The 25336-nt window shown below is 62.0% G+C and carries 26 protein-coding genes; 12 read left to right on the top strand and 14 right to left on the bottom strand.

Annotated elements, in window-relative coordinates:
- Positions 1-10 precede the first annotated feature (10 nt).
- On the bottom strand, positions 11-2284 hold the full coding sequence (locus EE36_RS03380; protein WP_005849479.1) for an NADP-dependent malic enzyme: 2274 nt from the start codon (positions 2282-2284) through the stop codon (positions 11-13).
- A 252-nt stretch (positions 2285-2536) separates the two neighbouring features.
- Between EE36_RS03380 and EE36_RS03375 the strand changes: the two genes are divergently transcribed.
- The 5 genes from EE36_RS03375 to EE36_RS03355 all read left to right on the top strand — a co-directional run bounded on the left by EE36_RS03375 (position 2537) and on the right by EE36_RS03355 (position 7657).
- Positions 2537-2932, top strand: coding sequence for a cytidine deaminase (locus EE36_RS03375; protein ID WP_005849478.1), 396 nt, complete (start codon positions 2537-2539; stop codon positions 2930-2932).
- Between the two features lie 3 nt (positions 2933-2935).
- On the top strand, positions 2936-4240 hold the full coding sequence (locus EE36_RS03370) for a thymidine phosphorylase (RefSeq protein WP_005849476.1): 1305 nt from the start codon (positions 2936-2938) through the stop codon (positions 4238-4240).
- Positions 4240-5433 (top strand): phosphopentomutase, encoded by a 1194-nt coding sequence (locus tag EE36_RS03365; protein WP_005849475.1) that lies wholly within the window; start codon positions 4240-4242, stop codon positions 5431-5433. Before EE36_RS03370 ends, EE36_RS03365 begins: the two co-directional genes overlap by 1 nt.
- A gap of 175 nt (positions 5434-5608) precedes the next feature.
- Positions 5609-6241, top strand: a complete 633-nt coding sequence (upp, locus tag EE36_RS03360) for a uracil phosphoribosyltransferase (RefSeq protein ID WP_037945097.1) — start codon at positions 5609-5611, stop codon at positions 6239-6241.
- Positions 6242-6331: 90 nt separating this feature from the next.
- Entirely contained in the window at positions 6332-7657 is a 1326-nt protein-coding gene (locus tag EE36_RS03355) for an SPOR domain-containing protein (protein WP_254655538.1), read from the top strand.
- Between the two features lie 87 nt (positions 7658-7744).
- Here EE36_RS03355 and EE36_RS03350 read toward each other — a convergent pair whose 3' ends face one another.
- On the bottom strand, positions 7745-8758 hold the full coding sequence (locus EE36_RS03350; RefSeq protein WP_005849472.1) for a hypothetical protein: 1014 nt from the start codon (positions 8756-8758) through the stop codon (positions 7745-7747).
- Positions 8759-8863: 105 nt separating this feature from the next.
- On the opposite strand from EE36_RS03350, the gene EE36_RS03345 reads away from it, so the two are divergent.
- Entirely contained in the window at positions 8864-9388 is a 525-nt protein-coding gene (locus tag EE36_RS03345) for a GNAT family N-acetyltransferase (RefSeq protein ID WP_005849471.1), read from the top strand.
- Between the two features lie 6 nt (positions 9389-9394).
- Here EE36_RS03345 and EE36_RS03340 read toward each other — a convergent pair whose 3' ends face one another.
- Positions 9395-11020 (bottom strand): AMP-binding protein, encoded by a 1626-nt coding sequence (locus EE36_RS03340; protein WP_005849470.1) that lies wholly within the window; start codon positions 11018-11020, stop codon positions 9395-9397.
- A 140-nt stretch (positions 11021-11160) separates the two neighbouring features.
- Between EE36_RS03340 and EE36_RS03335 the strand changes: the two genes are divergently transcribed.
- The gene (locus EE36_RS03335; RefSeq protein ID WP_005849469.1) at positions 11161-11811 is read left to right on the top strand and encodes a sulfotransferase family 2 domain-containing protein; all 651 of its coding nucleotides are present in this window, start codon (positions 11161-11163) and stop codon (positions 11809-11811) included.
- A gap of 87 nt (positions 11812-11898) precedes the next feature.
- Here EE36_RS03335 and EE36_RS03330 read toward each other — a convergent pair whose 3' ends face one another.
- From EE36_RS03330 to EE36_RS03300, 7 genes are all read right to left on the bottom strand, one after another.
- Complete coding sequence (locus EE36_RS03330) at positions 11899-14100, bottom strand: 3-hydroxyacyl-CoA dehydrogenase NAD-binding domain-containing protein (RefSeq protein ID WP_005849468.1); 2202 nt, start codon at positions 14098-14100, stop codon at positions 11899-11901.
- Positions 14101-14127: 27 nt separating this feature from the next.
- On the bottom strand, positions 14128-14427 hold the full coding sequence (locus EE36_RS03325; protein WP_005849467.1) for an acetyl-CoA acetyltransferase: 300 nt from the start codon (positions 14425-14427) through the stop codon (positions 14128-14130).
- The gene (locus tag EE36_RS03320) at positions 14427-15638 is read right to left on the bottom strand and encodes an acetyl-CoA C-acetyltransferase (RefSeq protein WP_005849466.1); all 1212 of its coding nucleotides are present in this window, start codon (positions 15636-15638) and stop codon (positions 14427-14429) included. The genes EE36_RS03325 and EE36_RS03320 overlap by 1 nt, the downstream gene beginning before the upstream one ends.
- A gap of 18 nt (positions 15639-15656) precedes the next feature.
- Positions 15657-16295: a glutathione S-transferase family protein gene (locus EE36_RS03315; protein WP_005849465.1), complete on the bottom strand. Its 639-nt coding sequence runs from the start codon at positions 16293-16295 to the stop codon at positions 15657-15659.
- 301 nt (positions 16296-16596) lie between these two features.
- Positions 16597-16809 carry a hypothetical protein gene (locus EE36_RS03310; protein WP_005849464.1) on the bottom strand — a complete coding sequence of 71 codons (213 nt, stop codon included), beginning with the start codon at positions 16807-16809 and terminating at the stop codon, positions 16597-16599.
- A gap of 55 nt (positions 16810-16864) precedes the next feature.
- Positions 16865-18646 carry an acyl-CoA dehydrogenase C-terminal domain-containing protein gene (locus tag EE36_RS03305; RefSeq protein ID WP_005849463.1) on the bottom strand — a complete coding sequence of 594 codons (1782 nt, stop codon included), beginning with the start codon at positions 18644-18646 and terminating at the stop codon, positions 16865-16867.
- 88 nt (positions 18647-18734) lie between these two features.
- Positions 18735-19136 (bottom strand): MerR family DNA-binding transcriptional regulator, encoded by a 402-nt coding sequence (locus tag EE36_RS03300; protein WP_037944722.1) that lies wholly within the window; start codon positions 19134-19136, stop codon positions 18735-18737.
- Between the two features lie 229 nt (positions 19137-19365).
- On the opposite strand from EE36_RS03300, the gene EE36_RS03295 reads away from it, so the two are divergent.
- Both EE36_RS03295 and EE36_RS03290 read left to right on the top strand, forming a co-directional pair.
- On the top strand, positions 19366-20112 hold the full coding sequence (locus EE36_RS03295; RefSeq protein WP_050752193.1) for a LuxR family transcriptional regulator: 747 nt from the start codon (positions 19366-19368) through the stop codon (positions 20110-20112).
- Positions 20113-20210: 98 nt separating this feature from the next.
- Positions 20211-20456, top strand: a complete 246-nt coding sequence (locus EE36_RS03290; protein ID WP_005849460.1) for a hypothetical protein — start codon at positions 20211-20213, stop codon at positions 20454-20456.
- A 119-nt stretch (positions 20457-20575) separates the two neighbouring features.
- On the opposite strand, the gene EE36_RS03285 is transcribed toward EE36_RS03290, so the two are convergent.
- On the bottom strand, positions 20576-20953 hold the full coding sequence (locus EE36_RS03285) for a MerR family DNA-binding transcriptional regulator (protein ID WP_005849459.1): 378 nt from the start codon (positions 20951-20953) through the stop codon (positions 20576-20578).
- Between the two features lie 114 nt (positions 20954-21067).
- Here EE36_RS03285 and EE36_RS03280 point away from each other — a divergent pair, with 114 nt between their 5' ends.
- Genes EE36_RS03280 through EE36_RS03270 form a run of 3 tightly spaced genes read left to right on the top strand, consistent with a single transcriptional unit; the run spans position 21068 to position 23356 of the window.
- Positions 21068-21490: a PaaI family thioesterase gene (locus tag EE36_RS03280; RefSeq protein WP_005849458.1), complete on the top strand. Its 423-nt coding sequence runs from the start codon at positions 21068-21070 to the stop codon at positions 21488-21490.
- On the top strand, positions 21487-21999 hold the full coding sequence (locus EE36_RS03275) for a PaaI family thioesterase (RefSeq protein ID WP_005849457.1): 513 nt from the start codon (positions 21487-21489) through the stop codon (positions 21997-21999). The genes EE36_RS03280 and EE36_RS03275 overlap by 4 nt, the downstream gene beginning before the upstream one ends.
- Entirely contained in the window at positions 21992-23356 is a 1365-nt protein-coding gene (locus EE36_RS03270) for an MATE family efflux transporter (RefSeq protein ID WP_005849456.1), read from the top strand. Before EE36_RS03275 ends, EE36_RS03270 begins: the two co-directional genes overlap by 8 nt.
- 67 nt (positions 23357-23423) lie before the next feature.
- On the opposite strand, the gene EE36_RS03265 is transcribed toward EE36_RS03270, so the two are convergent.
- The 3 genes from EE36_RS03265 to EE36_RS03255 are packed head-to-tail and all read right to left on the bottom strand — an operon-like array spanning position 23424 to position 25242.
- Positions 23424-24467, bottom strand: a complete 1044-nt coding sequence (locus tag EE36_RS03265; protein ID WP_005849455.1) for a quinone-dependent dihydroorotate dehydrogenase — start codon at positions 24465-24467, stop codon at positions 23424-23426.
- Positions 24464-24895 (bottom strand): DUF1330 domain-containing protein, encoded by a 432-nt coding sequence (locus EE36_RS03260; protein WP_005849454.1) that lies wholly within the window; start codon positions 24893-24895, stop codon positions 24464-24466. The genes EE36_RS03265 and EE36_RS03260 overlap by 4 nt, the downstream gene beginning before the upstream one ends.
- Positions 24895-25242 (bottom strand): DUF952 domain-containing protein, encoded by a 348-nt coding sequence (locus tag EE36_RS03255; protein ID WP_039912154.1) that lies wholly within the window; start codon positions 25240-25242, stop codon positions 24895-24897. Before EE36_RS03255 ends, EE36_RS03260 begins: the two co-directional genes overlap by 1 nt.
- Positions 25243-25336: the final 94 nt, after the last annotated feature.

The raw sequence follows: 25336 nt of genomic DNA, 5'->3' as shown, positions 1-25336 counted from the left end.
ACGCGGGGCGTCAGCCGTATTCGGCGACCGGCGTACCGGCGATCGCACCGACGTTCAGCAGCCCGCGCGCGGTGATCGACGGAGAGACGATATGAGCACGGTTGCCCATCCCCATCAGGATCGGCCCAACCTCAAGCCCGCCTCCCTTCATCTTCAGAATATTGCGCACGCCCGATGCCGCATCCGCATGAGCAAAGACAAGAACATTCGCGGCACCTTCCATCCGGTTCGAGGGCAGCAGACGGCTGCGCAGCTCGGGGTCGAGTGCGGCATCGATGTTCATCTCGCCCTCATAGCAGAAATCATGGTTGCCCGCATCCAGCAGCCGCAGCGCCGCGCGCAGACGTTTGCCCGACCCTTCGCCCTGATTGCCGAACTGGCTTTGCGAACACAGGGCGATCTTGGGTTCGATGCCGAAACGTTGCACATGGCGCGCAGCACCGATGGCGATCTCGGCGATCTGTTCGGGGGTGGGGTGCAGATGCACCTGCGTATCTGCGATAAACAGCGGCCCATCTTCCAGGATCATCAGCGACAGTGCCCCGTGGGGGCGCCGCCCGTCGCGACCGAGAACCTGTTCGATATAATTCATATGCCAGCGGAATTCCCCGAAGGTGCCGCAGATCAGGCTGTCGGCCTCTTCGCGGTGCACCATCACCGCGCCGATGGCGGTGGTATTGGTGCGCATGATGGCGCGCGCGATATCAGGTGACACGCCGCGGCGGGCCATCAGGTTGTGATAGGTCTCCCAATAGTCGCGGTAGCGCGGGTCGTTTTCGGGGTTCACCAGATCCACTGTCTCGCCCAGCTTGATTGTCAGACCAGCCTTTTCGATGCGCCGTTCGATCACCTCGGGGCGGCCGATCAGGATCGGGCGTTCCTTGGTTTCCTCCACCATGGCTTGGGCGGCGCGCAGCACGCGTTCGTCTTCGCCTTCGGCAAAGACGATCCGGCGCGGGGCCACGCGCGCGGCCTCGAACACGGGGCGCATCAGCATGGACGATTTGAAGACCGAGCTGTCCAGCTTGTGGCGATAGGCGGCCAGATCCTCGATCGGGCGGGTGGCGACGCCGGTGTCCATCGCGGCTTTCGCGACGGCGGTAGACACGACACCGATCAGACGCGGGTCAAAGGGTTTGGGGATCAGGTAGTCGGGGCCAAAGGTCAACTGTTCGCCCTGATAGGCGGCGGCAGCCTCGGCGGAGGTGGTGGCACGGGCAAGCGCTGCAATCCCGTCGATACAGGCGATCTTCATCTCGTCATTGATCGTGGTTGCCCCCACATCCAGCGCACCGCGGAAGATAAAGGGGAAGCACAATACGTTGTTGACCTGATTGGGAAAATCCGACCGTCCCGTTGCGATAATCGCATCAGGAGCCACCGCGCGGGCGAGATCGGGCATGATTTCCGGCGTGGGGTTGGCCAGCGCAAAGATGATCGGCTGCGGTGCCATTTTCTGCACCATTTCGGGGCTCAGGACACCGGGGCCAGAGAGGCCGAGGAACAGATCGGCATCATGGATCACATCGGCCAGATCACGCAGGTCGGATTTCTGCGCGTATTCCGATTTGATCGGGTTCATGTCGATCTCGCGTCCCTCGTAGACCAGACCGTGAATATCACAAAGCCAGACGTTCTCGCGCTTCACGCCGAGCTTCAGCAGCATGTTCAGACAAGCAATGCCCGCCGCGCCGCCGCCTGTGGAGACGATCTTGATGTCCTCGAACTTCTTGCCCGCCACGAAAAGCGCGTTCTTCACGGCGGCCCCAACGACAATCGCAGTGCCGTGCTGGTCGTCGTGGAAAACCGGAATGTTCATCCGCTCGCGGCAGATGCGTTCGACGGTAAAGCAATCGGGGGCCTTGATGTCTTCGAGGTTGATCGCGCCGAAGGTCGGCTCTAGCGCGCAGACCAGTTCGGCGAGCTTTTCGGGGTCGTTCTGGTCCAGCTCGATGTCGAAGCAATCGATATTGGCGAATTTCTTGAAAAGGACGGCCTTGCCCTCCATCACCGGTTTGGAGGCCAGCGCGCCGATGTTGCCAAGCCCCAGAACCGCCGTGCCATTGGTCACCACACCCACAAGGTTCGCGCGGGTGGTGTAATGCGCGGCTGTGGTCGGGTCGGCCTTGATCTCAAGGCAGGCTTCAGCCACGCCGGGGGAATAGGCGCGCGCCAGATCGCGGCCGTTCGCCAGTGGTTTGGTCGCGCGCACTTCGAGTTTTCCGGGCTTGGGGAAAGCGTGATAGTCAAGTGCGGCTTGGCGCAGATTGGGCGCATCGGTCATGTTTTGGCGGTCCTTTAAGAGAGTAGTTTAGCGTTAAACTATTTTGCCAGCCGCGCCAACACGACTTTTGGAGCGGGGCGTGTCACCGCCTATGCGGCGCAGATTGTAGGGCGGGAAGGGGGCCAGCCCCCATCGTGACAGGCCACGATTCCCCCGGAGTTTGTCTGGCAAAATGAAGCATGGCATTTTTCCGCTTTTGGCATCGCAACTTTGGCGAAAGGTTTTTATAGTTTTGTGAAACTTGGGGGAATTATGACCAGTGATTTGCGACAGCACGCCAGCGCCGTGCAGGAAAATGCCTATGCGCCCTATTCCAACTTCAAGGTGGGAGCCGCGTTGCGCACGGCCTCGGGTGCGGTGTTTGTCGGCTGCAACGTGGAAAACGTCGCCTACCCGGAAGGCACCTGCGCCGAGGCCGGTGCCATCGCCGCCATGATCGCGGCGGGCGAGACGGCTTTTGTAGAGGCCTATGTGATTGCGGGCAGCCCCACGCCCGTCACCCCCTGTGGCGGCTGCCGTCAGAAACTGGCGGAATTCGGTCAGGGGGACGCGCGGGTGACCATGGCGACCCTGTCGGGCGTTGAAGAGGTGATGACCATGGCCGAGCTGTTGCCCGGTGCCTTTGGCCGCGCGCATATGGAGGGCTAAGCCATGGATGCCCGCGCGATCCTGTCCAAACTGCGACACCGGCGGTCGCTGAACCGAGAAGAGCTTGTCTGGTTCGCGATGGCCCTTGCCGATGGGCGGGTCAGTGATGCGCAGGCGGGGGCCTTTGCGATGGGGGTCTGTCAGGTCGGGCTGAGCGATGTGGGCCGCGTGGCCCTGACGCTCGCCATGCGCGACAGCGGGCGGGTGTTCGACTGGGATCTGAACGGGCCGGTGCTGGATAAACATTCGACGGGCGGTGTGGGCGATTGCGTCAGCCTTGTGCTGGCCCCTGCCTTGGCCGCCTGCGGGGCTTATGTGCCGATGATCTCGGGGCGTGGGCTGGGGCATACTGGCGGGACGCTGGACAAGCTTGAGGCCATTCCGGGTGTGAATACCACATTGGACGAGGCGCAGTTTCGCGCCGTGGTGGCCAAGGCAGGCTGTGCGATTGTCAGTGCGACCGACGGTATCGCCCCCGCGGACAAGCGGCTTTATGCGGTGCGCGATGTGTCCTCGACCGTGGACAGCCTCGATCTGATCACCGCGTCGATCCTGTCGAAGAAGCTGGCGGCGGGGCTGGATGGTCTGGTCTTGGACGTCAAGGTCGGCAGCGGTGCCTTCATGAAAGATCTGGCGCAGGCGCAGGCGCTGGCGACGGCGCTGACCAAGACTGCGAATGCGAGTGGGTGCCGGACGACGGCGGTGATCAGCGATATGAGCCAGCCCCTGGTGCCCAGCCTTGGGAACGCGCTGGAAGTGGCCGAGGTGATGCGCGTGCTGACGGGTCATAGCAAGGGGCCGATTGTCTCGGTCTGTGCGGCTCTTGGGGGGGTGTTGCTGGCCAATGCAGGGCTGGCGGGCGATGTGCAGGTCGGGGCGGATATGATCGTGCAGGCGATCCGGTCGGGCCGCGCGGCGGAACGCTTTGGCGTGATGATCGCGGCCATGGGCGGGCCTGCGAAGTTTGTCGAAAACTGGACGCGGTTCCTGCCCGAGGCGACGATCATCGGAGAGGTCCCCGCACCGAAAACCGGATATGTGACCGCGATTGATGGGGAGGCCTTGGGCCTTGCCGTTGTCGCTTTGGGCGGCGGGCGCGCGGTCGAGACGGACCAGATCAACCCGGCCGTGGGGATTTCGGATGTCGTCCGCCTGGGCGCGAAAGTATCGTCCAAGGGGCCACTGGCGGTGGTCCATGCGGCCCGCGCCGGTGACGCAGAGCGGGCCGCACAGGCGGTGCGCGGTGCGATCACCATCGGCCCGAAGCCGGTCGCCGTGCCGGATTTGATTGTAGAGAGGGTCGGCTGATGGCGCGTGCTTTTCTGGTTGTGATGGATTCAGTCGGTATCGGCGGTGCCCCCGATGCGGACACCTTCTTTAACGGGCGTGTGCCGGACACCGGCGCGAATACCCTTGGTCATATCGCGCAGGCCTGTGCCGAAGGCCGTGCAGAAGACGGGCGCAGCGGCCCTTTGAACGTGCCGCATATGGCGTCGCTGGGGCTTGGCCCCGCGATTGAACTGGCCAGCGGGCTGCATATCGCAAGCCTTGATGACACCGTCAGCGGCACATGGGGCGCGGCGACAGAAATCTCGCGCGGCAAGGATACGCCCTCGGGCCATTGGGAATTGGCCGGTTTGCCGGTCCCGTGGGAGTGGCATTACTTTCCCGATGTGTCGAAGTCCTTTCCGCCCGCGCTTGTTGCGCAGCTTGCGGCCTTTGCCGGCACGGACGAGATTTTGGGGAATTGCCACGCCCCCGGCACCGCCATTATCGAGGAGTTCGGCGCGCAGCATATCAAGACCGGTTTCCCGATCTGCTATACCTCGGCTGACAGCGTGTTGCAGATCGCCGCGCATGAAGAGAGTTTCGGCCTGCAACGGCTGTTGGACCTATGCGAAAACATGGCCCCGATCGCGCATGAGATGAAAGTCGGACGGGTGATCGCGCGTCCCTTCATCGGGGATGCGCAAAGCGGTTTTACCCGCACCACCAACCGTCGTGATTTCGCGATCAAGCCACCCGCGCCGGTGCTGAGCAACTGGGTGCAGGACAGTGGTGCCCGTGTTTATGCCGTTGGAAAGATCGGCGACATCTTTTCGATGACCGGTTTTGACGAGGTGCGCAAAGGGTCTGACGAGACGTTGATGGGGCATCTTGGTGATCTGGTTGAAAGCGCCGAAGACGGCAGCCTGACGTTTGCGAATTTTGTGGAGTTTGACAGTCTTTATGGGCATCGGCGCGATGTGTCGGGCTATGCCCGCGCGCTTGAGTGGTTTGATGCCGAGATCGGTAAGCTGATGGGGCAACTGCGGGACGGGGATCTGCTGGTGCTGACCGCAGACCACGGGAACGACCCGACATGGGTGGGCACCGACCACACCCGCGAACGGGCCCCGGTTCTGGTGGCAGGGCAGGGTGCTGGCCGCTTGGGGCAGATCGGTTTTCGCGATGTCGCTGGGCTGGTGGCGCGGCATCTTGGGGTTGCGGTGCCCGACTAAACTCTGTTCGGCGGCGTATCGGTCGGATGGGGGCCAGCCCCCATCGCGGCAGGGCCGCGATCCCCCCGGAGTTTGACTGGCAAAATGAAGCTGGCGAAGATGCGATGGTTGCGGGGCACGGCTTTTCGGGGCATGAGTTCAGCCAAGTAATATGGAGAGCGCCCCGATGTCCGATATCGTTGAACACCTGACCGTCGTTAATCATCCGCTGGTGCAGCACAAGCTGACAATCATGCGGGATAAATCCACATCGACCGCGGCGTTCCGTCAGTTGCTGCGCGAGATCAGCCAGCTTCTGGCCTATGAGGTGACCCGCGGCCTGCCGATGACGACCAAGCGGATCGACACGCCGATGCAGCCGATGGACGCACCTACGCTGGATGGCAAGAAGCTGGCGCTGATCTCTATCCTGAGGGCGGGCAACGGGTTGATGGATGGCGTGCTTGAGCTGATCCCGTCGGCGCGGGTAGGCTTTGTTGGCCTATATCGTGACGAGGAAACGTTGCAGCCGGTGGAATACTATTTCAAGGTGCCAGAGGGTATGGACGACCGTCTGGTGATCGCCGTGGACCCGATGCTCGCCACTGGTAATTCATCCGTGGCAGCGATCGACATGCTGAAGAAAGCCGGTGCGACCAATATCCGCTTCCTGTGTCTGCTGGCGGCCCCCGAAGGCGTGGCCCGTATGAAAGAGGCGCATCCCGATGTGCCGATCGTCACCGCGGCGGTCGACGAGAAGCTGAACGAGCAGGGATATATCATTCCCGGGCTTGGTGACGCCGGTGACCGGATGTTCGGGACCAAGTAAGGCGCAAAATGGGCGATCCGGTGATCAGGGTGCTTTACTCTGAAACCGGGATCGCGCATGGTTTATGTACTACATTGTGTGGGGGCGCAGATGAAATTTACTAGTATTGTGGCAGTTGCGGCATTGATGACGACGTTTGGGGCAGGAATTGCCCAAGCGCAAAGCTTTCGCGATCAGCCGGCGGAATTCCCGTCGGCCTCGTATAAGGGCAAGCAATATGTCGACAGCAAAGGCTGTGTGTTTATTCGGGCCGGTATCGACGGCAATGTGACCTGGGTGCCGCGCGTGTCGCGCAAGCGTCAGGGTGTCTGCGGCTTCAAGCCGACCAATGTGCAGACAGCGGCCAGCGCGCCTGCCGGTGGTGCTGATGCGCCGGTGCAGATCACCGTGAACAACGCGCCCGCCGCGGCCAAACAGCCCACGGTTGCGGCACGCCCTCTGCCACAGCGCAAGGCCAAGCCGGTTGTTGTACGCCAGAAAGCACCCAAGCCGGTGCGCCAGCCGGTGCCACGCTCGGTCGACGTGCCAGCCGCACCGCGCGCGCAAGCGCCGGTGGCCGTGGCGCAGGTGCCGACCACCTGTGCCGGACGCTCTGCCATCAGCCAGCAATACTCCGGGTCGCGGACCAAGGGCCTCGCCGTGCGTTGCGGCCCGCAAACCGCGCCGATCCTACCCTCCACCGCGCAGGCCGGGGCCGTGGCATCTGCGCCGTCCTATGGGGCAGCCGCAGGCAGCGTCACAACCACGGCGAGACCCGCAGCGGCGCATGCGCATACGCGGATCGTGCCGAAACATGTCGCGATCAACCGCCAGAACACCTATGCCAACGTCTCGGTTCCCAAAGGATATCGCCCCGTGTGGGAAGACGACCGTCTGAACCCCAAGCGGGCCGAACAGAACCTTGAGGGGCGGTCCAAGATGTTGTTGATCTGGACCAACACCGTGCCGCGCCGTCTGGTCAACCAAAGCACAGGGCAGGACGTGACCGCGCGTTTGCCGCTGGTCTACCCCTATACCTCGGTCGAGCAGCAGCGCCGCGAGTTGGGCGAGGTGAGCTTTGCCAAGCGCAACGGCCAACTGGTCAAACGTATCGTCCGCAACAAGAACGCAGCGCCTGCCGCGCGCAAGCCGGTCTACTCCAGCCGTTCGACCCCCAAGCCAGTCGCCACAGCCCCAGCGACCCCGCGTGCCGCGGGCAAGACCTATGTGCAGATCGGCGTCTATGGAGACAGCGCGAACGCGCAGCGTGCGGCACAACGTATCGCGCGGATGGGTATGGGCGCGCGCATCGGTAAGTCCATCCGCGGCGGCAAGACCTATCTGTCGGTGCAGGCAGGGCCCTTTGGCGCGTCCGCGGCACCGGCGGCTTTGGGTAAGTTGCGCGGTGCCGGTTACGGCGATGCCTACATCCGCTGACGCATCCGCACGACAGTGCAGACAAAAGGCCAGTCGGGGCGATCCGGCTGGCCTTTTGCGCTGAAGGTCGGTTTGTGTATCTCTGCCTTAGCCGCCGCAGATATTTTGCAGCCGTAGCCAGTCGGCATCATTCAGCAGTGGGTCGGTTTCCTTGCCGTTCATCGGATCGCCTTCGATCAGGGGCAGCACCGTCTCTCCAGTGATGTCACGGGCTTGCGCGTAAGGCGTGCTGTGCAGGCGCTGTTTTTCGAAGCGGGAAAGCAGGGCGTCAACGGGCGGTTCCGGCGCGGGTTCGGCCATCAGATGTTCGGCGTAGCGTGTGAGGGCCGCATCCGACACATCGCCGGTGGTCAGCAGGCGGAAGTTTTCGCGGATGCCGATGGTGGCGAGCATATGTTCAAGCGGGTCTGTGACGGCGCGTTTCGCTTGCTCCGCCAGAATATAGCCGCCCGCGATATCGGGGGACTCGTAATCCTCGAACAGGGTCTTGTTCAGCACGATCAGCCCGCCGGGCAGGTGCAGGCTGGGGCGGGTCATGGCGGGCAGCACCACCATCGGATCAGACGACAGCCGCGCGCCGAGCTTTGCCAGCGCCGTGCGCCCGCGGGCGTTGGTACAGGCGGGGCCGGACACCCGTTCGATCTTTTTCAGGAGCGCCGCCCCGATGGAGGCGCGTTTGACCTTGGGCACCACCCGCAGCGTGTGATCTTGCAGCGCGCCTGGCAGCCAGAACAGCGCCACCGCCGCCACCACCAGCGCCGAGGTCAGCACCCCGGCAAAGCGCAGCCGCCCCGGGCGGGGGCGACGGCGTTCGACCACGCGGCGCAGGGTTTCGATGGCGTCGATCATCTCTCCCTCGCTGTCGGGGATTTCCAGCGTTTCACTGGGGTCGCCGTCGGGGTGGAAAATCGCAGGGCGGGTGCCAGGGTTTGACCGCGCCAAAGCCGCCAGTGACCAATGGGTCAGCGCCTGATCCTTGAGGTCGGAAATCACCAGTGTCGCATCGCCGATCGACACGATGACCTCGCGACGTTGGGCATCGGGGGCCGAACGCCATAGTCCGGTTGCTTCCAACCGGGCGTATTTGGAAAGGGCTGTCATATCCTGAAGTATAGTGCCTAACTGTTTTGGATAGTTTACCACCTGACACGGGTTGAGCAATGGGTGGACTTAAGACAGCATAGGAGAATTCGAAAGGAGCGTCCCATGCAGATCAAGCCCGCACATCCCGATGATGCCGCCAGACTTGTCGAGATCTGGTATCGTGGTTGGCATCAGGCCCATGCCGATGTCGTGCCGCCCGCCTTGACCGCCCTGCGCAGTTTCGAAGAGTTCACGATGCGGATGCGTGTGCACCTTAAGCATACGCAGGTGGTCTGGGTCGAAGGGCAGATCGCGGGGTTCTTCATGGTGGACCATGACGAGATCTACCAGTTCTATGTCAGTGATGCCTTTCAGGGCAGCGGTCTGGCGCAGCAGATGATGGCAGCGACGGAAGCAGAGCTGGGGCATGGGCTGAAATGGCTGGCCTGTTCGGTTGGCAACACCCGCGCCGCGCGGTTCTATGAGGCCTGCGGTTGGGTACAGGCGGGCACGATCCCCTACGAGGTCGAAACCGGCGAGGGGCCGTTGCAGATCGACGTCTGGCGGTACGAAAAACGGCTCGGCCCGCAAGAGCAGGCAGAGGCGGTGATCGTCGCCGATCCGGTCGTCACACAGCGCGCGATGTAGACCGCACTAAAGCCTGGCGGCCTGTGCGCGCAGTTCGAATTTCTGGATCTTCCCGGTCGAGGTTTTCGGCAGCTCTTGAAACACCACGCGTTTGGGTGCTTTGAAACCCGCAAGCGTGTCGCGCGCAAAGGCGATCAGGGCAGCTTCGTCTCCACTCCGGCCCGGTTTCAGCTCGACAAAAGCACAGGGCACTTCGCCCCATTTCTCGTCCGGTTGCGCGACAACGGCGGCGAGGTTCACATCCGGATGCCCCATCAATACGCCTTCGACCTCGACGGACGAGATGTTCTCGCCGCCCGAGATGATGATGTCCTTGGCGCGATCTGCGATCTGCATATGTCCGTTCGGATGCTGCACCGCCAGATCGCCCGAATGGAAATACCCGCCCGCAAAGGCCGCGCGCGTGGCGGCGGGGTTCTTGAAGTATCCCTTCATCACCGAATTGCCGCGGATCATGATCTCTCCCTGTGTGGCAGCGTCCAGCGGGACTTGGGCCATTTCGCTGTCCATGACGGTGATCTCTTCCATCATCGGCATGGCGACGCCCTGACGGGCCTTGATCGCGGCGCGCTCGGCCCCTTGGGCGCTGTCCCATGCGGGGTCCCACAGACATTCGGTGACGTGGCCGTAGGTCTCGGTCAGCCCGTAGACCTGCGTGACGTTGAACCCCAAGGCTTCGATCTTGGACAGGGTGGCAGGGGCAGGGGGCGCACCGGCGGTGAAGACCTCCACCTGATGATCAAAGGCGCGGCGTTCGGCTTCTGTTGCGTTCACCATCATGTTCAGCACGATGGGGGCACCGCCAAAATGGGTCACGCCTTCGTCGGCGATGGCGTCATAGATCGCAGCGGCAGTGATGTCGCGGCAGCAGACCAGTGTGCCCCCCAAGAGGGGCATCATCCACGTGTGGTTCCAGCCGTTGCAGTGAAACAGCGGTACGATCTGCATGAACACGGGCCGCATCACCATACGCCAGCTGACCACCGTGCCCATGGTCATCAGATAGGCCCCGCGATGGTGATAGACCACGCCCTTGGGCCGCCCCGTCGTGCCAGAGGTATAGTTGAGCGCAAGGCTTTCCCATTCGTCCTGCGGCATGATCCAGTTGAACGCAGGGTCACCGGTGGCGATGAAATCATCGTATGTGGTGTGGCGACCCGTTGCCGGAAACCCCGCCGCGGGATCAGGCACTTCGATCAGCAGCGGGGGCGGGCCGTCGAGGGTTGCACAGGCCGCCTCTGCCAGATCGACGAACTGCGTATCGACCAGCAGCACCCGCGCTTCGCCGTGGTCGAGGATGTAGCCCACCGTGCCCACATCCAGCCGCGTGTTGATGGTGTTAAGCACGGCACCGCAGGCGGGCACGCCGAAATGCGCCTCTGCCTGCGCGGGGATATTGGGCAGGATCGTCGCCACAACCTGACCCGGTTCAACCCCCGCCGCCACCAAGGCCGAAGCAAGCTGTGAGCAGCGCGCGTGATACTGCGCATAGCTCACCCGATGCGCGCCGTAGATCACCGCCGTCACATCGGCAAAGACATGGGCTGCGCGTTTCAGGTGCGACAGAGGCGTGAGCGGCACGTAATTCGCCGCGCATTTGTCCAACCCGTCTTCGTTCGTCATCCAGCCCATGGCGCACCCTGTCTTTTTTCGCTTTGTCCCGGTTACTATTGCGCAGCATCCCCCGTTTTGGGAAGGATGATAAAAGCAGGGCAAAGGCAGGATATGGGCACGAGCGTAAAGCGGCCAATCACAGATGCGGCGGGGCGGTCATGATCATCAGCCGCGGACGCAACTATATTTTTGTGCATATTCCCAAGACCGGAGGCACGTCCCTTGCGCTCGCGCTGGAAGCACGGGCGATGAAGGACGATCTAATGCTGGGCGACACGCCCAAGGCAGTCAAGCGGCGCAAGCGTCTGGCAGGGGCTGCGTCGGCAGGACGGCTTTGGAAGCACGCAACCCTCGCCGATATCGAGGGCGTGGTCACCCGCCAAGAGATTGCCCGGATGTTCGCCTTTGCGCTGGTGCGTAACCCGTGGGACCGGATGGTCAGCTATTACCATTGGCTGCGCGCGCAGGGGTTCGATCATCCCGCTGTGGGGCTTGCCAAGTCGCTGGCGTTTGATGCCTTCGTGCAGACGCCTACCGTGCAGGGCAGCCTTCTGGCCTCTCCCTATGGGTCTTATCTGCGTGACGGGGCGGGCGAGGATCAAAGCAACCTGTTCATCCGGATCGAGCATTTCGCGCAGGACGCGCAGCCGGTGTTCGACCATCTGGGCTTTGATCTGACGTTGCCGCATGCGAATGCGTCGGACCGCGCGGCGGGCTATCGGGACCACTACACCCCCCAAACCCGCGACCTGATCGCCACGACCTGCGCCGAGGATATCGCGCGTTTCGGCTACAGCTTCGACAGCTGAGAGCGCGGGCGGTACATCATCCAGCAAAGCAAAACGGCCAGCAAGAACTGCTGGCCGCTTCCGTTTTCTCTATCGGGCGTTGCCGTCTCAGGCGGCTTTGGCGTCCGGCCCGAAGCGACCATAGAAGGTCTGGTTCTTCTCGGCCATTTCGCGCAGCAGGTCAGGGCATTTGAACCGCTCGCCGAACTGCGCTTCCAGCTGGTCACAACGTTCCGCGGCATAGGGCGTGCCGATGATGTCGAGCCAGCTGAACGGGCCGCCGGACCAAGGCGCAAAGCCCCAGCCAAGGATCGCACCCACGTCGCCTTCGCGGATGTCTTCCAGCACGCCTTCTTCCAGCGCACGTACAGCTTCGAGCACCTGAACAAACATCAGACGGTCCTGCACATCGCGCAGGTCTGGCTGTTCCTCGGCCAGCGGGAACTTGTCGTGCATCCCCTTCCAATAGCCCTGACGCTTGCCCTTTTCGTCATAGTCAAAGAAGCCCGCGTTCGCCTTGCGGCCCAGGCGGCCCAGATCTTCCATCCAGAAGATCAGATCATCCGCTTGGCTGGCAGGATAGGCATTGCCCATGGCCGCCTTGGTCGCGCGGGCAATCTTGGCCCCCAGATCGATCGAGGTCTCATCGGTCAGCTGCACCGGCCCCACAGGGAAGCCCAGAAGCTGTGCCGCGTGATCGACCAGTTGCGGTGCCGCCCCTTCGGTGATCATCCGCGCGCCTTCGTTGGCATAGGGGATGATGCAGCGGTTGGCATAGAAGAACCGCGCGTCATTGACCACGATCGGCGTCTTGCGGATCTGACGCACATAGTCGAGCGATTTGGCCACCGCACGGTCGCCCGTCTCGGCCCCCTTGATGATTTCCACCAGCGCCATTTTCTCGACGGGCGAGAAGAAGTGGATGCCGATGAACTGATCCGCCCGGCTGGACGCTTTGGCCAGCTCGGTGATCGGCAGGGTCGAGGTGTTGGAGGCAAAGATGCAATCCTCGGGGATCACGGCTTCGACCTTTTTGGTCATCTCGGCCTTGACGGCAGGGTCTTCGAAGACGGCTTCGATGATCAGGTCACAGCCTTTCAGCGCGTCCAGATCGGTGGTCGCGGTGATCAGATCAAGGGCTGCGGCTTTCTTTTCTTCGGTGGATTTCTTGCGCGCGATGCCCTTGTCAAAGAAGCTGGCGGAATAGGCTTTGCCCTTGTCGGCGGCTTCTTGGGTCTGGTCGATCAGCACGACTTCGATCCCGGCTTGCACGGAAACAAGCGTGATGCCCGCACCCATCATGCCAGCCCCCAGAACGCCCAGCTTCTTGACGCGCTGATCGGCAACGCCTTCGGGACGTACCGCGCCTTTTTCCAGCGCTTCCTTGTTCAGGAACAGCGACCGGATCATGGCAGAGGAGGACGGGTTCAGCAGGATGTTGGTGAACCAGCGCGCCTCGATCTTCAGCGCGGTATCGAAGGGCACAAGCGAACCTTCGTAAACGGCGCTCAGCAGGGCCTTGGCCGCAGGGAAGGCACCTTGGGTCTTACCGTTGACCATCGCATTGGCCCCGACAAAGGTCATGAAGCCCGCAGGGTGATAGGGGGCACCACCGGGCATCTTGTAGCCCTTGGCGTCCCAGGGTTTCAGAATGTCCGCATCCTTGGCATTCAGCACCCATTCTTTCGCGGCGGCTACCGGATCAGCGACGACTTCGTCGATCAGACCGGCAGATTTCGCAGCAGCAGGCGCAACCATCTTGCCTTCCAGCAAGAAGGGCGATGCGGCCATCGCGCCGAGTTTGCGCGCCAGACGGGTGGTACCGCCCGCGCCGGGGAAGATGCCGACCATGATCTCGGGCAGGCCGATACGCGCCTTGGGGTTGTCTGCGACAAAGATGCGGTGCGTGGCCAGCGGCAGTTCAAGCCCGATGCCCGCGGCAGTGCCGGGAAGGGCAGAGGCAATCGGCTTGCCGCCCTTGTTGGTCTTGGCGTCCATGCCCGCGCGTTCGATCTTGCGCAGCAGGGCATGCATTTTCATCGTGCCGTCAAACAGCCCCTGTGCGGGGTCGTCCCCTGCGTCTTCGCGCATCTTGGCAAGCAGGTTCAGGTCCATACCACCGGCAAAGGACCCGTCCTTGCCAGAGGTGATCACGGCCCCCTTGATGGCGTCGTCGGACAGGACCGTGTCGATGATGCTGTCCAGCTCGGACAGGCCCTCGATCGACATGACGTTCATGGATTTTCCGGGCACGTCCCAGGTGATGATGGCGACGCCGTCGGCGTCTGTCTTCATGGTGAAATCGGTCATTTAAATCTCTCCCTGATTTGGAGTGTGTTACGAGCGCTGAGGCGTATAGTCAGCGAATTTTTCAAGCAGTGAGCGGATCAAGGCGATGGTGGCTTCGGGGCCTTTGTCGCAGTCTTCCTCGCTTAGCAGTATCCGTTTGAAGTCCTTGAACCGCTCGCGGTCATAGCTGTCGCTTGGATCGTTACGATGCTTGAAGAACAGCGGCGGCGTGGCCTGATACAGGCGCACATATTGCCCCCCGCGTTCTTCTGCGAGCTTAAGGTCCCTCAGCCCACGCCGCGCTGCCAGATCGGCCACGGCGTGGAAAGGATGCGGCTGGTCGCCCATCAAACGCGCTCGATGATGGTGGCGGCACCCATGCCGGAGGCGATACAAAGCGTGGCCATCCCGACCTCCTTGTCCGAACGCTCAAGCTCGTCCAGCAGCGTGCCGATGATCATCGCGCCGGTGGCCCCCAAGGGGTGACCCATGGCGATCGACCCGCCGTTCACGTTGACCTTGCTTTCATCAACGTCGAACGCCTGCATGAAGCGCATAACCACAGCGGCAAAGGCCTCGTTGACCTCGAACAGATCGATGTCGTTGATGTTCATGCCATTGTCGGCAAGGATCTTTTCGGTCACGGGAACTGGGCCGGTCAGCATGATGGTCGGGTCGGTCCCGATCTTGGCGGTTGCTCGGATGCGCGCGCGTGGCTTGAGACCGTATTTCTCGCCGAATTCCTTGTTCCCGATAAGGACAGCCGCCGCACCGTCCACGATGCCCGAGGAGTTCCCCGCGTGGTGGATGTGGTTGATCTTCTCGAGGTGCGGATATTTCATCAGCGCGACCTTATCAAAGCCGGGCATGACCTCGCCCATCTGCTGGAACGCAGGGTTCAGCGACCCGAGCGACTGCATGTCGGTCTGGGGGCGCATGTATTCGTCATGGCTGAGGATCGACAGGCCGTTCTGGTCCTTGATCTCGATCACGGATTTATCAAAGCGTCCTTCGTCCCAGGCTTTCTTGGCACGCTGCTGCGACTGCATCGCCAGCTTGTCGGCCTCGTCACGGGTAAAGCCGTATTCGGTCGCGATGATGTCAGCCGAGATGCCCTGCGGCACGAAATACCGCTCCATCGCGAGCGAAGGATCAACGGCAATCGCCGCGCCGTCGCTGCCCATGGCCACGCGGCCCATCATTTCAACGCCACCGGCGATATAGCCCATGCCCGCGCCGCCGCGCACTTGGTTGGCGGCAAGGTTCACAGCTTCCATGCCAGAGGCGCAGAAACGGTTGATGGCAAGGCCGGGGATGCGTTCATCCAGATCGGATGCCAGCACGGCAGAGCGCGCCAGACAGCCGCCCTGTTCCATCACTTGTGTCACGTTGCCCCAGATCACGTCCTCGACGGCATGGCCTTCAAGGTTGTTGCGCTCTTTCATCGCATTGAGCGTCAGCGCGGACAGGCGCAACGAAGTCAGCTCGTGCAGGGCGCCGTCTTTGCGGCCCTTGCCACGCGGGGTGCGCAGGGCGTCGTAGATATATGCTTCGGTCATGTGGTGTCTCCCTTTGGGTCAGGCGCGGTCAGCAGGGCTGCCGGGCATCAGGTCGTAGGGGGCTTTCCAGCCCGGTGTTTCGCTCAGACGCGTGAGCCACGCGTCGATATGGGGCCAGTCCTTGCGGACAAAGCCGAAAGGCTCGGGGTAATACAGATAGCCGCAGCAGCTGAGGTCGGCGTTGGTGATCCCGTCGCCGACAATCCAGTCGCGGCCGTTCAGGTGGTCGTTCAGCACGGCATAGGCCGCAGACAAACGCCCCTGCATAAAGCCGATGACTTCTTTGGGTTGCTTGTCTTCGGGCAGGAAGTTCATCAAAAAACGCGTCATACCGGCGTTCGAGCTGAGCTTGTGGTTGTCCCACAGCACCCACCGCAGGATCTCGCGGCGCTCTTCGGGATTGCCCCCGCCAAATCTGCCGGATTGCTCCGAGACATAATCCTGGATCACGCCGGATTGGGTCAGACGGATGTCACCATCAATCATCACCGGCGCTTCGCCCATGTTATTGATCGTCGTGCGGTAATCCTGCGTGCGGGTTTCGCCGCCGAAGAAATCAACTTTCACCGGCTCCCAGTCGAGCCCCGACAGCTGCAGCGCAAGCGCCGCCTTATAGGCGTTTCCGCTTTCGCCGAAGCAATGCAGTTTGATGGTCATCTGAACCCTCCCTCAAGTCCTGTGTGTCGATCGTCGTCCCGTGGGGGTTTCACACCCCCACACCCCCGTGGAGTTTATCCGGCAAAATGAAGATGCGCGGGTTTGCGTTAATCAGTTACTAATCATCCTGTCGTATTCAACCCCCGCGCGGCAGGCTGGAGAGCTGAGCCGCGTGCAAAGTGAAGCCCTGCTTTGGTCGTGCGGGTCGCAGGATCAGGGCAGGGTGTTTGCGCTTCATTTTGCCCCTTAAACTCTCCCCGAAGGGTCGGGTTCGGCAGGGCATTCGGGGTGTGGTGGTGTGCTACCTCTTTCGTCCGTCCAGTTCCGCGTTGAACAGCCGCAGTCGCGCGGTCAGGTTCTCTTCGTCGATCACGCTGTTGAAGTTCTCGAAGAGAAACGACAGCGCTTCGCCTTCATCCAATCCGGCCTCAGCCGCGAATTTCTTCAGGCGGCGGTAGCCGTCTTCGGTCATGGCGACAGGGAAGCGGCGGGTCAGGCGGAAACGTTTGGGCATCGGGCGTCCTTTCAGTCAGCATCGGGGTGGGGGGATGTCCCCACCCCGGTGCAACCTAGAAGTTTGCCGCGTCCAGCGCCATCACAGTATCCGCGCCGGTTTCGATCCGCTTGAGGTGCAGCGAAGTCGCGGGCAGTTGACGGGCCATGTAGAAACGGCCGGTTGCCAGCTTGGTCTCGTAGAAGGACGCGTCGCCGGTGCCATCTTTCAGCGCTTTCTTCGCGGCCAGACCCATTTTCGCCCACATCAGGCCCAGACAGACATGCCCGAACATATGCATGAAGTCATTCGACCCCGAGAGCGCGTTGTTGGGGTTCTTCATGCCGTTCTGCATGAAGTACATGCCTGCCGATTGCAGGTCTTTGCTGGCAGCCTTCAGCGGCTCCATAAAGCTGGCGTCGAACTCGGCGTCCTGGCCTGCGTTTTCCTTGATGAAGGTCTTGATCATATCAAAGAAGGCCATGACGTGTTTGCCACCGTCCTGCGCCAGCTTGCGGCCCACGAGGTCCAGCGCCTGAACGCCATTGGCCCCTTCATAGATCATGGCGATACGGGCGTCGCGGGTGAACTGGGACATGCCCCATTCCTCGATATAGCCGTGGCCGCCATAAACCTGCTGCGCCTTGACCGTCATGTCATAGCCGATGTCGGTCAGGAAGCCTTTGATGACGGGGGTCATCAGCGAGACAAGCCCGTCGGCATCCTTGTCATCCGCGCGGTGTGCCGCGTCGATCAGGCTGGCCCCCCAAAGGATGAACGCCCGCGCCCCTTCGACAAAGGATTTCTGCTCCATCAGGCTGCGACGGATATCGGGGTGGACGATCAACGGATCGGCAGGCTTGTCGGGGTGCTCTGTCCCTGTGACCGCACGGCCTTGCAGGCGGTCCTTGGCGTAGGCCAGTGCGTTCTGATAGGCCACATCGGCCTGCGCCAGACCCTGCATGCCGACGCCCACGCGGGCTTCGTTCATCATGGTGAACATCGCGCGCATGCCTTTGTGTTCGTCACCCAGCAGGTAGCCGACCGCGCCGTCATAGTTCATCACACAGGTAGAGTTGCCGTGGATGCCCATCTTCTCTTCGATGGAGCCGACGGACACCGCGTTGCGTGCGCCAAGCGAGCCGTCTTCCTTGACCATGAACTTGGGCACGATGAACAGCGATACGCCCTTGATGCCTTCGGGGCCGCCTTCGATCTTGGCCAGCACCAGATGGATGATGTTATCGGCCATGTCGTGTTCACCGGACGAGATAAAGATCTTCTGGCCGGTGATCTTATAGCTGCCGTCTTCCTGTGGCGCTGCCTTGGTGCGCATCAGGCCCAGATCGGTGCCGCAGTGGGGCTCTGTCAGGTTCATGGTGCCGGTCCATTCGCAGGACACCATGTTGGGCAGATATGTATCTTTTTGTGCGTCAGATCCGTGGGCGAGGATCGCCGAGGCCGCACCGTGGGTCAGGCCCTGATACATGGTGAACGCCTGGTTGGACGCCGAGAACATCTCGCCCACGGCGGTGCCGAGGATATAGGGCATGTTCTGGCCGCCGTATTGCTCTGGCATGTCCAGACCGGTCCAGCCGCCTTCCTTGACCTTTTCAAAGGCGTCCTTGAACCCTTTGGGGGTGTAGACGACGCCGTTCTCCAGACGGCAGCCTTCCTGATCACCCACCGCGTTCAGCGGGGCGAGGACTTCTGAGGTCAGCTTGCCTGCTTCTTCCAGAATGGCAGAGGTGAAATCCGCCTCAAGCTCGTCGTAACCGGGGGTGGACGACGCGGTGACGTTCAGCACGTCGTGCAGGACGAATTGCATATCCTTGATCGGGGCGGTGTAGCTCGGCATGTGGTGTTCTCCCTTGGCCATCTGGCCGTCGTTTGGTCAGTATATCTAGGTCGGTGTATCAGGTGTTCGGGTGCGCCGGACTGCGGGCCTATTCTGCCGCGTTGCGGGCGCTGTTGATGGAGGCGATCATTTTCTCACCCCATTTTAACTGGTTTTGCAGGTCGTCGATGGCGTTGTTCAGATCCTCGCGCTGTGCTTCGAGGTCGGCCAGACGTTCGCGCGCGATGTCATAGGTGCGCGCCAATTGGGTCTGTTGCTGGTCGCCCATGTGGTACAGGTCCAGCAACTGGCGGATTTCTTCGAGGCTGAAGCCAAAGCGCTTGCCACGCAGGATCAGTTTCAGCCGCGCACGGTCCCGTTTGGTAAACAGGCGCTTTTGTCCCTGACGTTCGGGAAAAAGCAGTTCTTTTGCTTCGTAGAACCGCAGGGTGCGCGGGGTCACATCGAAGGCGGTGCACATCTCGCGGATGGTCATTGTAGTGTTGGACATATCAGTTACTCGCTATTCTATCACTGCTGTAGAACGGTCAACTTCACCTATACTGGGAGCGGTATAACCCAGAAACAAGCTTACGTAACTTGGACGCTACGTCAAACATTTGCTTTACGTTGAGTAAATCTGCGTAACTCCGCGGGGGTTTTCACGAGGCGGTCATTGATAGGTATCTCGCGCCGACTAAGTGGTGTGGGGGAGCAAGTTTTATCGGCCGGGGGGTGATATGCCCGAGGATATGGATCCGCGATTATTCACAGAGTGTCTGCGCGAGGTCAGCAGCGTTTCGGCGCTATGGCTGCTGGTGCAACGCTTTGCCAAAGCGCAGGATTTTCGCACGGTCACCTATCACAGTATTGATGTGCAATCGCTTGGGGACTCTAGCTTTGGCGCTGTCGCGATCGGTATCCCGGCAGAGTTTCACCGGATGTATACCGAAGAGCACCTGTATCTGGACGATCCGTTTCCTCCCTTCGCGGCCTCACAGATCACCCCGTTTTTCTGGCGTGACCTGCCGCAGCTGACCACCTTGACCGAAAAGCAGAAAGCCTATCTGAACAGAGCGAGAGAATTCGGCTTTGCCGATGGTCTGGTCTGTCAGGTCTTTGGGCCACAGGCGCGCAATGCTTTGGTCAGTATCGGCTTCCACCACGACAGGCCGCGCCCGAGCGATGCAGAGGTTCTGGACCTGCACGTCGCCAGCCAGTTTGCCCATATGCGGTTCTGCGCGCTTGTGGCAGGCCCTGCTGCACCCAATCGGCGCTTGTCCCCGCGCGAGCTGGAATTGCTCCGTTGGATCGCGCGCGGCAAGAGCAACACCTCGATCGCGCAGATCATGGGGGTGTCGCGGCACACGGTCGATACGATCATGCGGCGTCTGTTTGGCAAACTGGATGTGACCGACCGGACTCGCGCGGCGGTGCGGGGCGTGGCCTTTGGCCTGATCGACCCGTCGCTGGATAACCTATCGTAATGCAGGGAGCGTGACCGGATGTCGCGCACTTACGGGACGTGCGCATCACCTGTCGGACGCATAGTCGTGGCGAATTCTCAACTGTAAGTGGACAGGCCGTGGCGCAGAACAAACCCCCGAAACCCTCAACAACACCGAATACCTATGATCTTGCACAAGGGCCGGTGATTTCCGCGTCTTCTGCATCGCGGGGGCTCAAGGATGCGGCCAAGCTTGTTGAAGACGTGGCGTATGAATTTGCTGCCTGCCTCGACGCTGATTCACTGTCAGAACTGATTGTGACAGCCGCAGACCTGACCCGTCTTTCCGATGTGATGGGTCGGATGGCCGCGCGGCAGGCGTAAGCCAGCCCGCATCCAATCAGTTTCTCATACCATCGCTCGATGCTGCCAACGACGGCACCCTCCAGCCAGCGGCTGTCAGTTGTGGTAGCGCCCCGTAAACCCAAGGCGCTACGCAAATATCAGTCGCGCTTGGCCAATGCGGCCTCTGTATCGTCGCGAGATTTCTGCAGCTCTTCGATGGCTTCGTCCAACTGCTTGCGCTGTTCTGCCAGCTCTCCCAACTGGCGGTCCGCGCTCACGACCCACGCCCGCATTTGCGCTTCGGTGCCTTCGTTTTCATAGATCAGCAGCCATTGGCGGATGCCTTCCAGCGAATACCCGAACTTGCGTCCCCGCATGATCAGCTTCATACGGGCGATTTCCCGCGCGCCATAGCTGCGCGACCGGCCTTCGCGTTCGGGGTGGAGCAGTTCAATGTACTCGTAATAGCGCAACGTGCGCGGCGTGACGTCAAACTCCGCACACATTTCTTTAAAGTTCAGGCGTTTGTCTGTCATCTTGGTCTCCTCAAGTTCGGAAACTATGCGGTTCACTTTCCAAGCGCAACACTGGGGTTGCTCTTGCTTGGCCGCTCGGTTGATATGGGGAGAATAACGCCAAGGAAGTAAAAAATGTCAGACAAACTTCGCATCGCCAAGCAGTTCATAGCGGCGCTGCCTTACAGCGGTGCCCTGGGGATGGAGCTGCAAGAGCTGGACGGCGGCGTCGCCGTGATCGACATGCCGTATGATGAACGGCTGATCGGCGATCCGCGCACAGGTGTCTTGCATGGCGGGGCCGTGTCGGCGTTGATGGATACCTGCTGCGGGGCCGCGGTGATGAGCCACCCCAGCAATCCCGGCGGGACGGCGACGATTGATTTGCGCATCGAATATCTGCGCGCGGCTGTCCCCGGTCAACGGATCACGGCGCGGGCGGAATGTTATCACGTGACGCGGAATGTCGCCTTTGTGCGCGCCACGGCACAGGACGAAGAAGACGGCAGCCCGGTCGCCACCGCCACCGGCAGTTTCACGGTGGAGGGCAAACGATGAGCACACGGAGCAAACCCGAGGCGGTACAGGTCGTCAAAAAGCGTCGCGATGCGGCGCTGCGTGCGCTGGTGGACGGGGTGCCCTACGTCAGCTTTCTGGGGATCGAGTTCGACCGCCGCGGCGACGAGCTGACCGGCGTTCTGCCGTTTTCCGACAAGCTGATCGGCAACCCGCTGTTGCAGGCGCTGCACGGTGGGGTCACGGCCTCGTTCCTTGAGGTGACCTCGATCATCACGCTCAGCTGGGAATACCTGTGGGAGGATCTTGAATCCGGTGCGCTGGCCGTCGACAAGATGGATGCAACGCATCTGCCACGACTGCCCAAGACCATCGACTTTACCGTCGATTACCTGCGCTCGGGCCTGCCGCGCGATGCCTATGCGCGCGCGCGGATCAACCGGTCGGGCCGGCGCTATGCCTCGGTGCATGTCGAGGCATGGCAGGACAACCGCAGCAAGCTTTTCGCGCAGGCAACGGGCCATTTCCTGATGCCCCAACGCCGTGACTGACGCGATCCCCAAGGGCGAAGTCAGCGCCGTCGCCCAAGGCAAACTATCCGCGAAAGAGGTGGTGACCCACCGCCGCGTGCTGAACATCGCCATCCCGATTGTTATCTCCAACGCCACCGTGCCCATCTTAGGCGCGGTGGATACCGGCGTCGTCGGGCAGATCGGGTTGGCGGCCCCCATCGGAGCCGTGGGCATCGGCGCGATCATCCTGTCATCGCTCTACTGGGTATTCGGATTTCTGCGGATGGGCACCGTCGGGTTGACCGCGCAGGCGGCAGGCAACAACGACGCGGCAGAGGTTGCGGCACTGCTGACACGCGGGCTGCTGATCGGCGGGCTGGCGGGCCTTGCGCTGGTGATGCTGCAGATACCGCTGTTCTGGGCGGCGTTTCAGGTTTCTCCGGCCAGCGCAGAGGTCGAAAGCCTCGCCCGGTCCTATATGGGGATCCGCGTCTGGTCCGCCCCGGCGGCGATTGCGATATACGCGATCACCGGCTGGCTGATCGCGCAGGAACGCACCCGTGCCGTGCTGGTGGTGCAACTGTGGATGAACGGGCTGAATATCGCGCTGGACCTGTGGTTCGTACTGGGGCTCGGCTGGGGTATCCAGGGCGTCGCCATCGCGACCTTTCTGGCGGAATGGTCGGGTGCGGCACTTGGGCTGTGGTTCTGCCGTGCGGCTTTTGGAGTGCCCGCATGGCGGGACTGGGCGCAGGTGTTCGACGGGCCGCGCTGGATTAACATGATGAAGGTCAACGGCGATATCCTTGTGCGGTCGCTTCTGTTGCAGGCGGTGTTCGTCTCGTTCCTGTTTCTGGGATCGGGGTTGGGGGATGTAAAGCTCGCCGCCAACCAGGTGCTATTGCAATTCCTGATGATCACGGCCTTTGCGCTTGACGGTTTCGCCTTTGCGGCCGAGGCGCTGGTCGGGCGGGCCATGGGCGGCAAGCAGCGTGATGTCCTGCGGCGCGGTGCGGTGCTGACCAGCGGTTGGGGTCTGCTGGCCTGTGCCTTGATGACCGTGGGCTTCGCATGGGGCGGGGGCATGATCATCGACCTCATGACCACGGCCCCGCTTGTGCGCGCAGAGGCGCGGGTGTTCTTGCCCTATATGGTCGCGGCCCCGCTGCTGGGGTGGGCGTCATGGATGCTGGACGGAATCTTTATCGGGGCCACGCGGTCGCGGGACATGCGCAACATGATGGCGGTGTCGTTTGTGATCTACTGTGCAAGTGCGGCGCTGCTGGTGCCGTGGCTGGGCAACCACGGGCTGTGGATTTCGCTATTGGTGTCCTTTGTCGCGCGTGGGGTCACGCTGGCGCTGCGCTACCCCGCGTTGGAGCGTGCGGCGGGATAGGCCCCGCGCGCGCAGGGTCGGGGCGAAGTCACGCGGATCGCGCCCCGATCTTCGCCGGGGCGTCCTGTCAAAGCCAAGCGCTGCGGTTGCTGCCCACGGCATCGGCCACGGTATCGAACCCGTCCTGCTTCAGCAGTTTGTCGAGCCCCTTGGCGATATCCGTCACCAGTGACAGCCCGCCATAGACGAGCGCCGTATAAAGCTGCACCGCCGAAGCGCCTGCGCAGATTTTGGCATAGGCATCCTCGGCCGAGCTGATGCCCCCGACGCCCACCAGCGGAATATCGGTAAGCGTCGACAGGCGCGCCAGCACGCGCGTGGATTTTTCGAACAGGGGCGCGCCCGACAGCCCGCCCATCTGGTGACGCTGCGCGTTCTTCAGGCCGGTGCGGTCCAGCGTTGTATTCGTCGCAATGATCGCGGCCACATCTGCGTCATTGGCGACCTCGGCCACATCGGCGATCTCCGCCTCGGTAAGATCGGGGGCGATTTTCAGGAACACGGGCGTATCGCCGCGCACCTCCATCACGCCGGCCAGAAGTGCGGCGAGGGCGGCCTTGCCCTGCAGATCACGCAGCTTTTCGGTATTGGGCGAGGATACATTGACCGTGGCGAAATCCACGTGATCGCGGGCAAGCTCCATCACGCGGGCGAAATCGGCGGCGCGGTCGGTGCTGGTCTTGTTGGCCCCAAGGTTGAGCCCCACGGGCACGCCCGCACCGCGGCGCGCCAAGCGCGTGCAGATCGCCTGCATGCCTTCGTTGTTGAAGCCAAAGCGGTTGATCGCCGCGCGGTCCTCGGTCAGGCGGAACAGACGGGGTTTGTCATTGCCGGGTTGGGGCAGGGGCGTGGCGGCCCCGACCTCGATAAAGCCGAACCCCGCGTTGGACAGCGGCGCGACGGCGGTGGCGTTCTTGTCAAACCCCGCAGCAAGGCCGACAGGGTTGGGCAGGCTCATCCCGGCAAGCGAGGTTTTCAGCCGTTTCGATGTGACCGGACCGGGTGTCGGGGCCAAGCCAAGCCGCAGCGCAGTGATCGCCAGACCATGGGCCGTTTCGGGGTCAACCTGATGCAGGGCGCGCAGCCCCAGCTGCTCGGCCATGCGCTTCATGCAAATTCATCCGTCAGGGGCAGCGGTGCGCTGCGGATCAGGCGCGATGTCACAACCGCGGCCTGACGGTGCACCACAGCCTGTTTGTACCGCGGGTCCGAGATCATCTGCAAAAATGCGTGGGCGTTGGGGTATTGCGCGATGAACATCACATCCCAATCCTCGTCCGAGGGGCCGATCAGCGTCACCTCGAACTGGCCGCGCCACAGGATCGATCCGCCGACATCCGCCAGCACCGGACCGCTTTCGGCACCGTAGTTCTTATAGGCTTGCGCCCCTGTCAGCGCCTTGGCGGCCAGCGCGTGATCGTCTGGGTAGGCGGCCTTGTCGCGCAGTTTGACAAGGTTCACCATATTCAGCGGCGTGTCGCGGTCCAGCCCCTTGAAGGCGTCGAACTGTGCGCGATCCGGGTCGATATATCCTGTCATCATTGAGCTTCCTTAAAGCCAGCGGGAAAATCATGCGCCCCGTTCAGCAAGGGCAGGGGCTGGGCCCAAACCACATCCTCTAGCATGAGCATGCGGTACAGATGCGGGAACTCGGCGCCGCCGCGCGACACCTCCCATTTCAGCGCATCGCCAAGACGGTCGGTCTCTACGGCCAGAAGAAACAGGTCTGTCTCACTGGCAAAGTGTTTCGCAGCCGTTTCAGCCGCTTGTTCAGAGGTCGAGAAATGCACATAGCCATCGGCGACATCAACCGGTGCGCCCGTTGTAGAGCCGTCGCGGCGCAGGGCCTGCCATTCATCGGAGCGGAAAATCTTGTAAATCAACATAGCCGCTGTGATGCCTTGGTCGGTGCAAACGGTCAAGGGCTGTGCGCTTTGCGGCAGCGTAGGGCGGTGACCTTGGGGAAGGGCGGGTTTGCGC

Source organism: Sulfitobacter sp. EE-36 (assembly GCF_000152605.1).
GTDB lineage: Bacteria > Pseudomonadota > Alphaproteobacteria > Rhodobacterales > Rhodobacteraceae > Sulfitobacter > Sulfitobacter pontiacus.
Note: the sequence above shows the minus strand (reverse complement) of the source record. Positions and strands in the feature narration are given on the sequence as shown.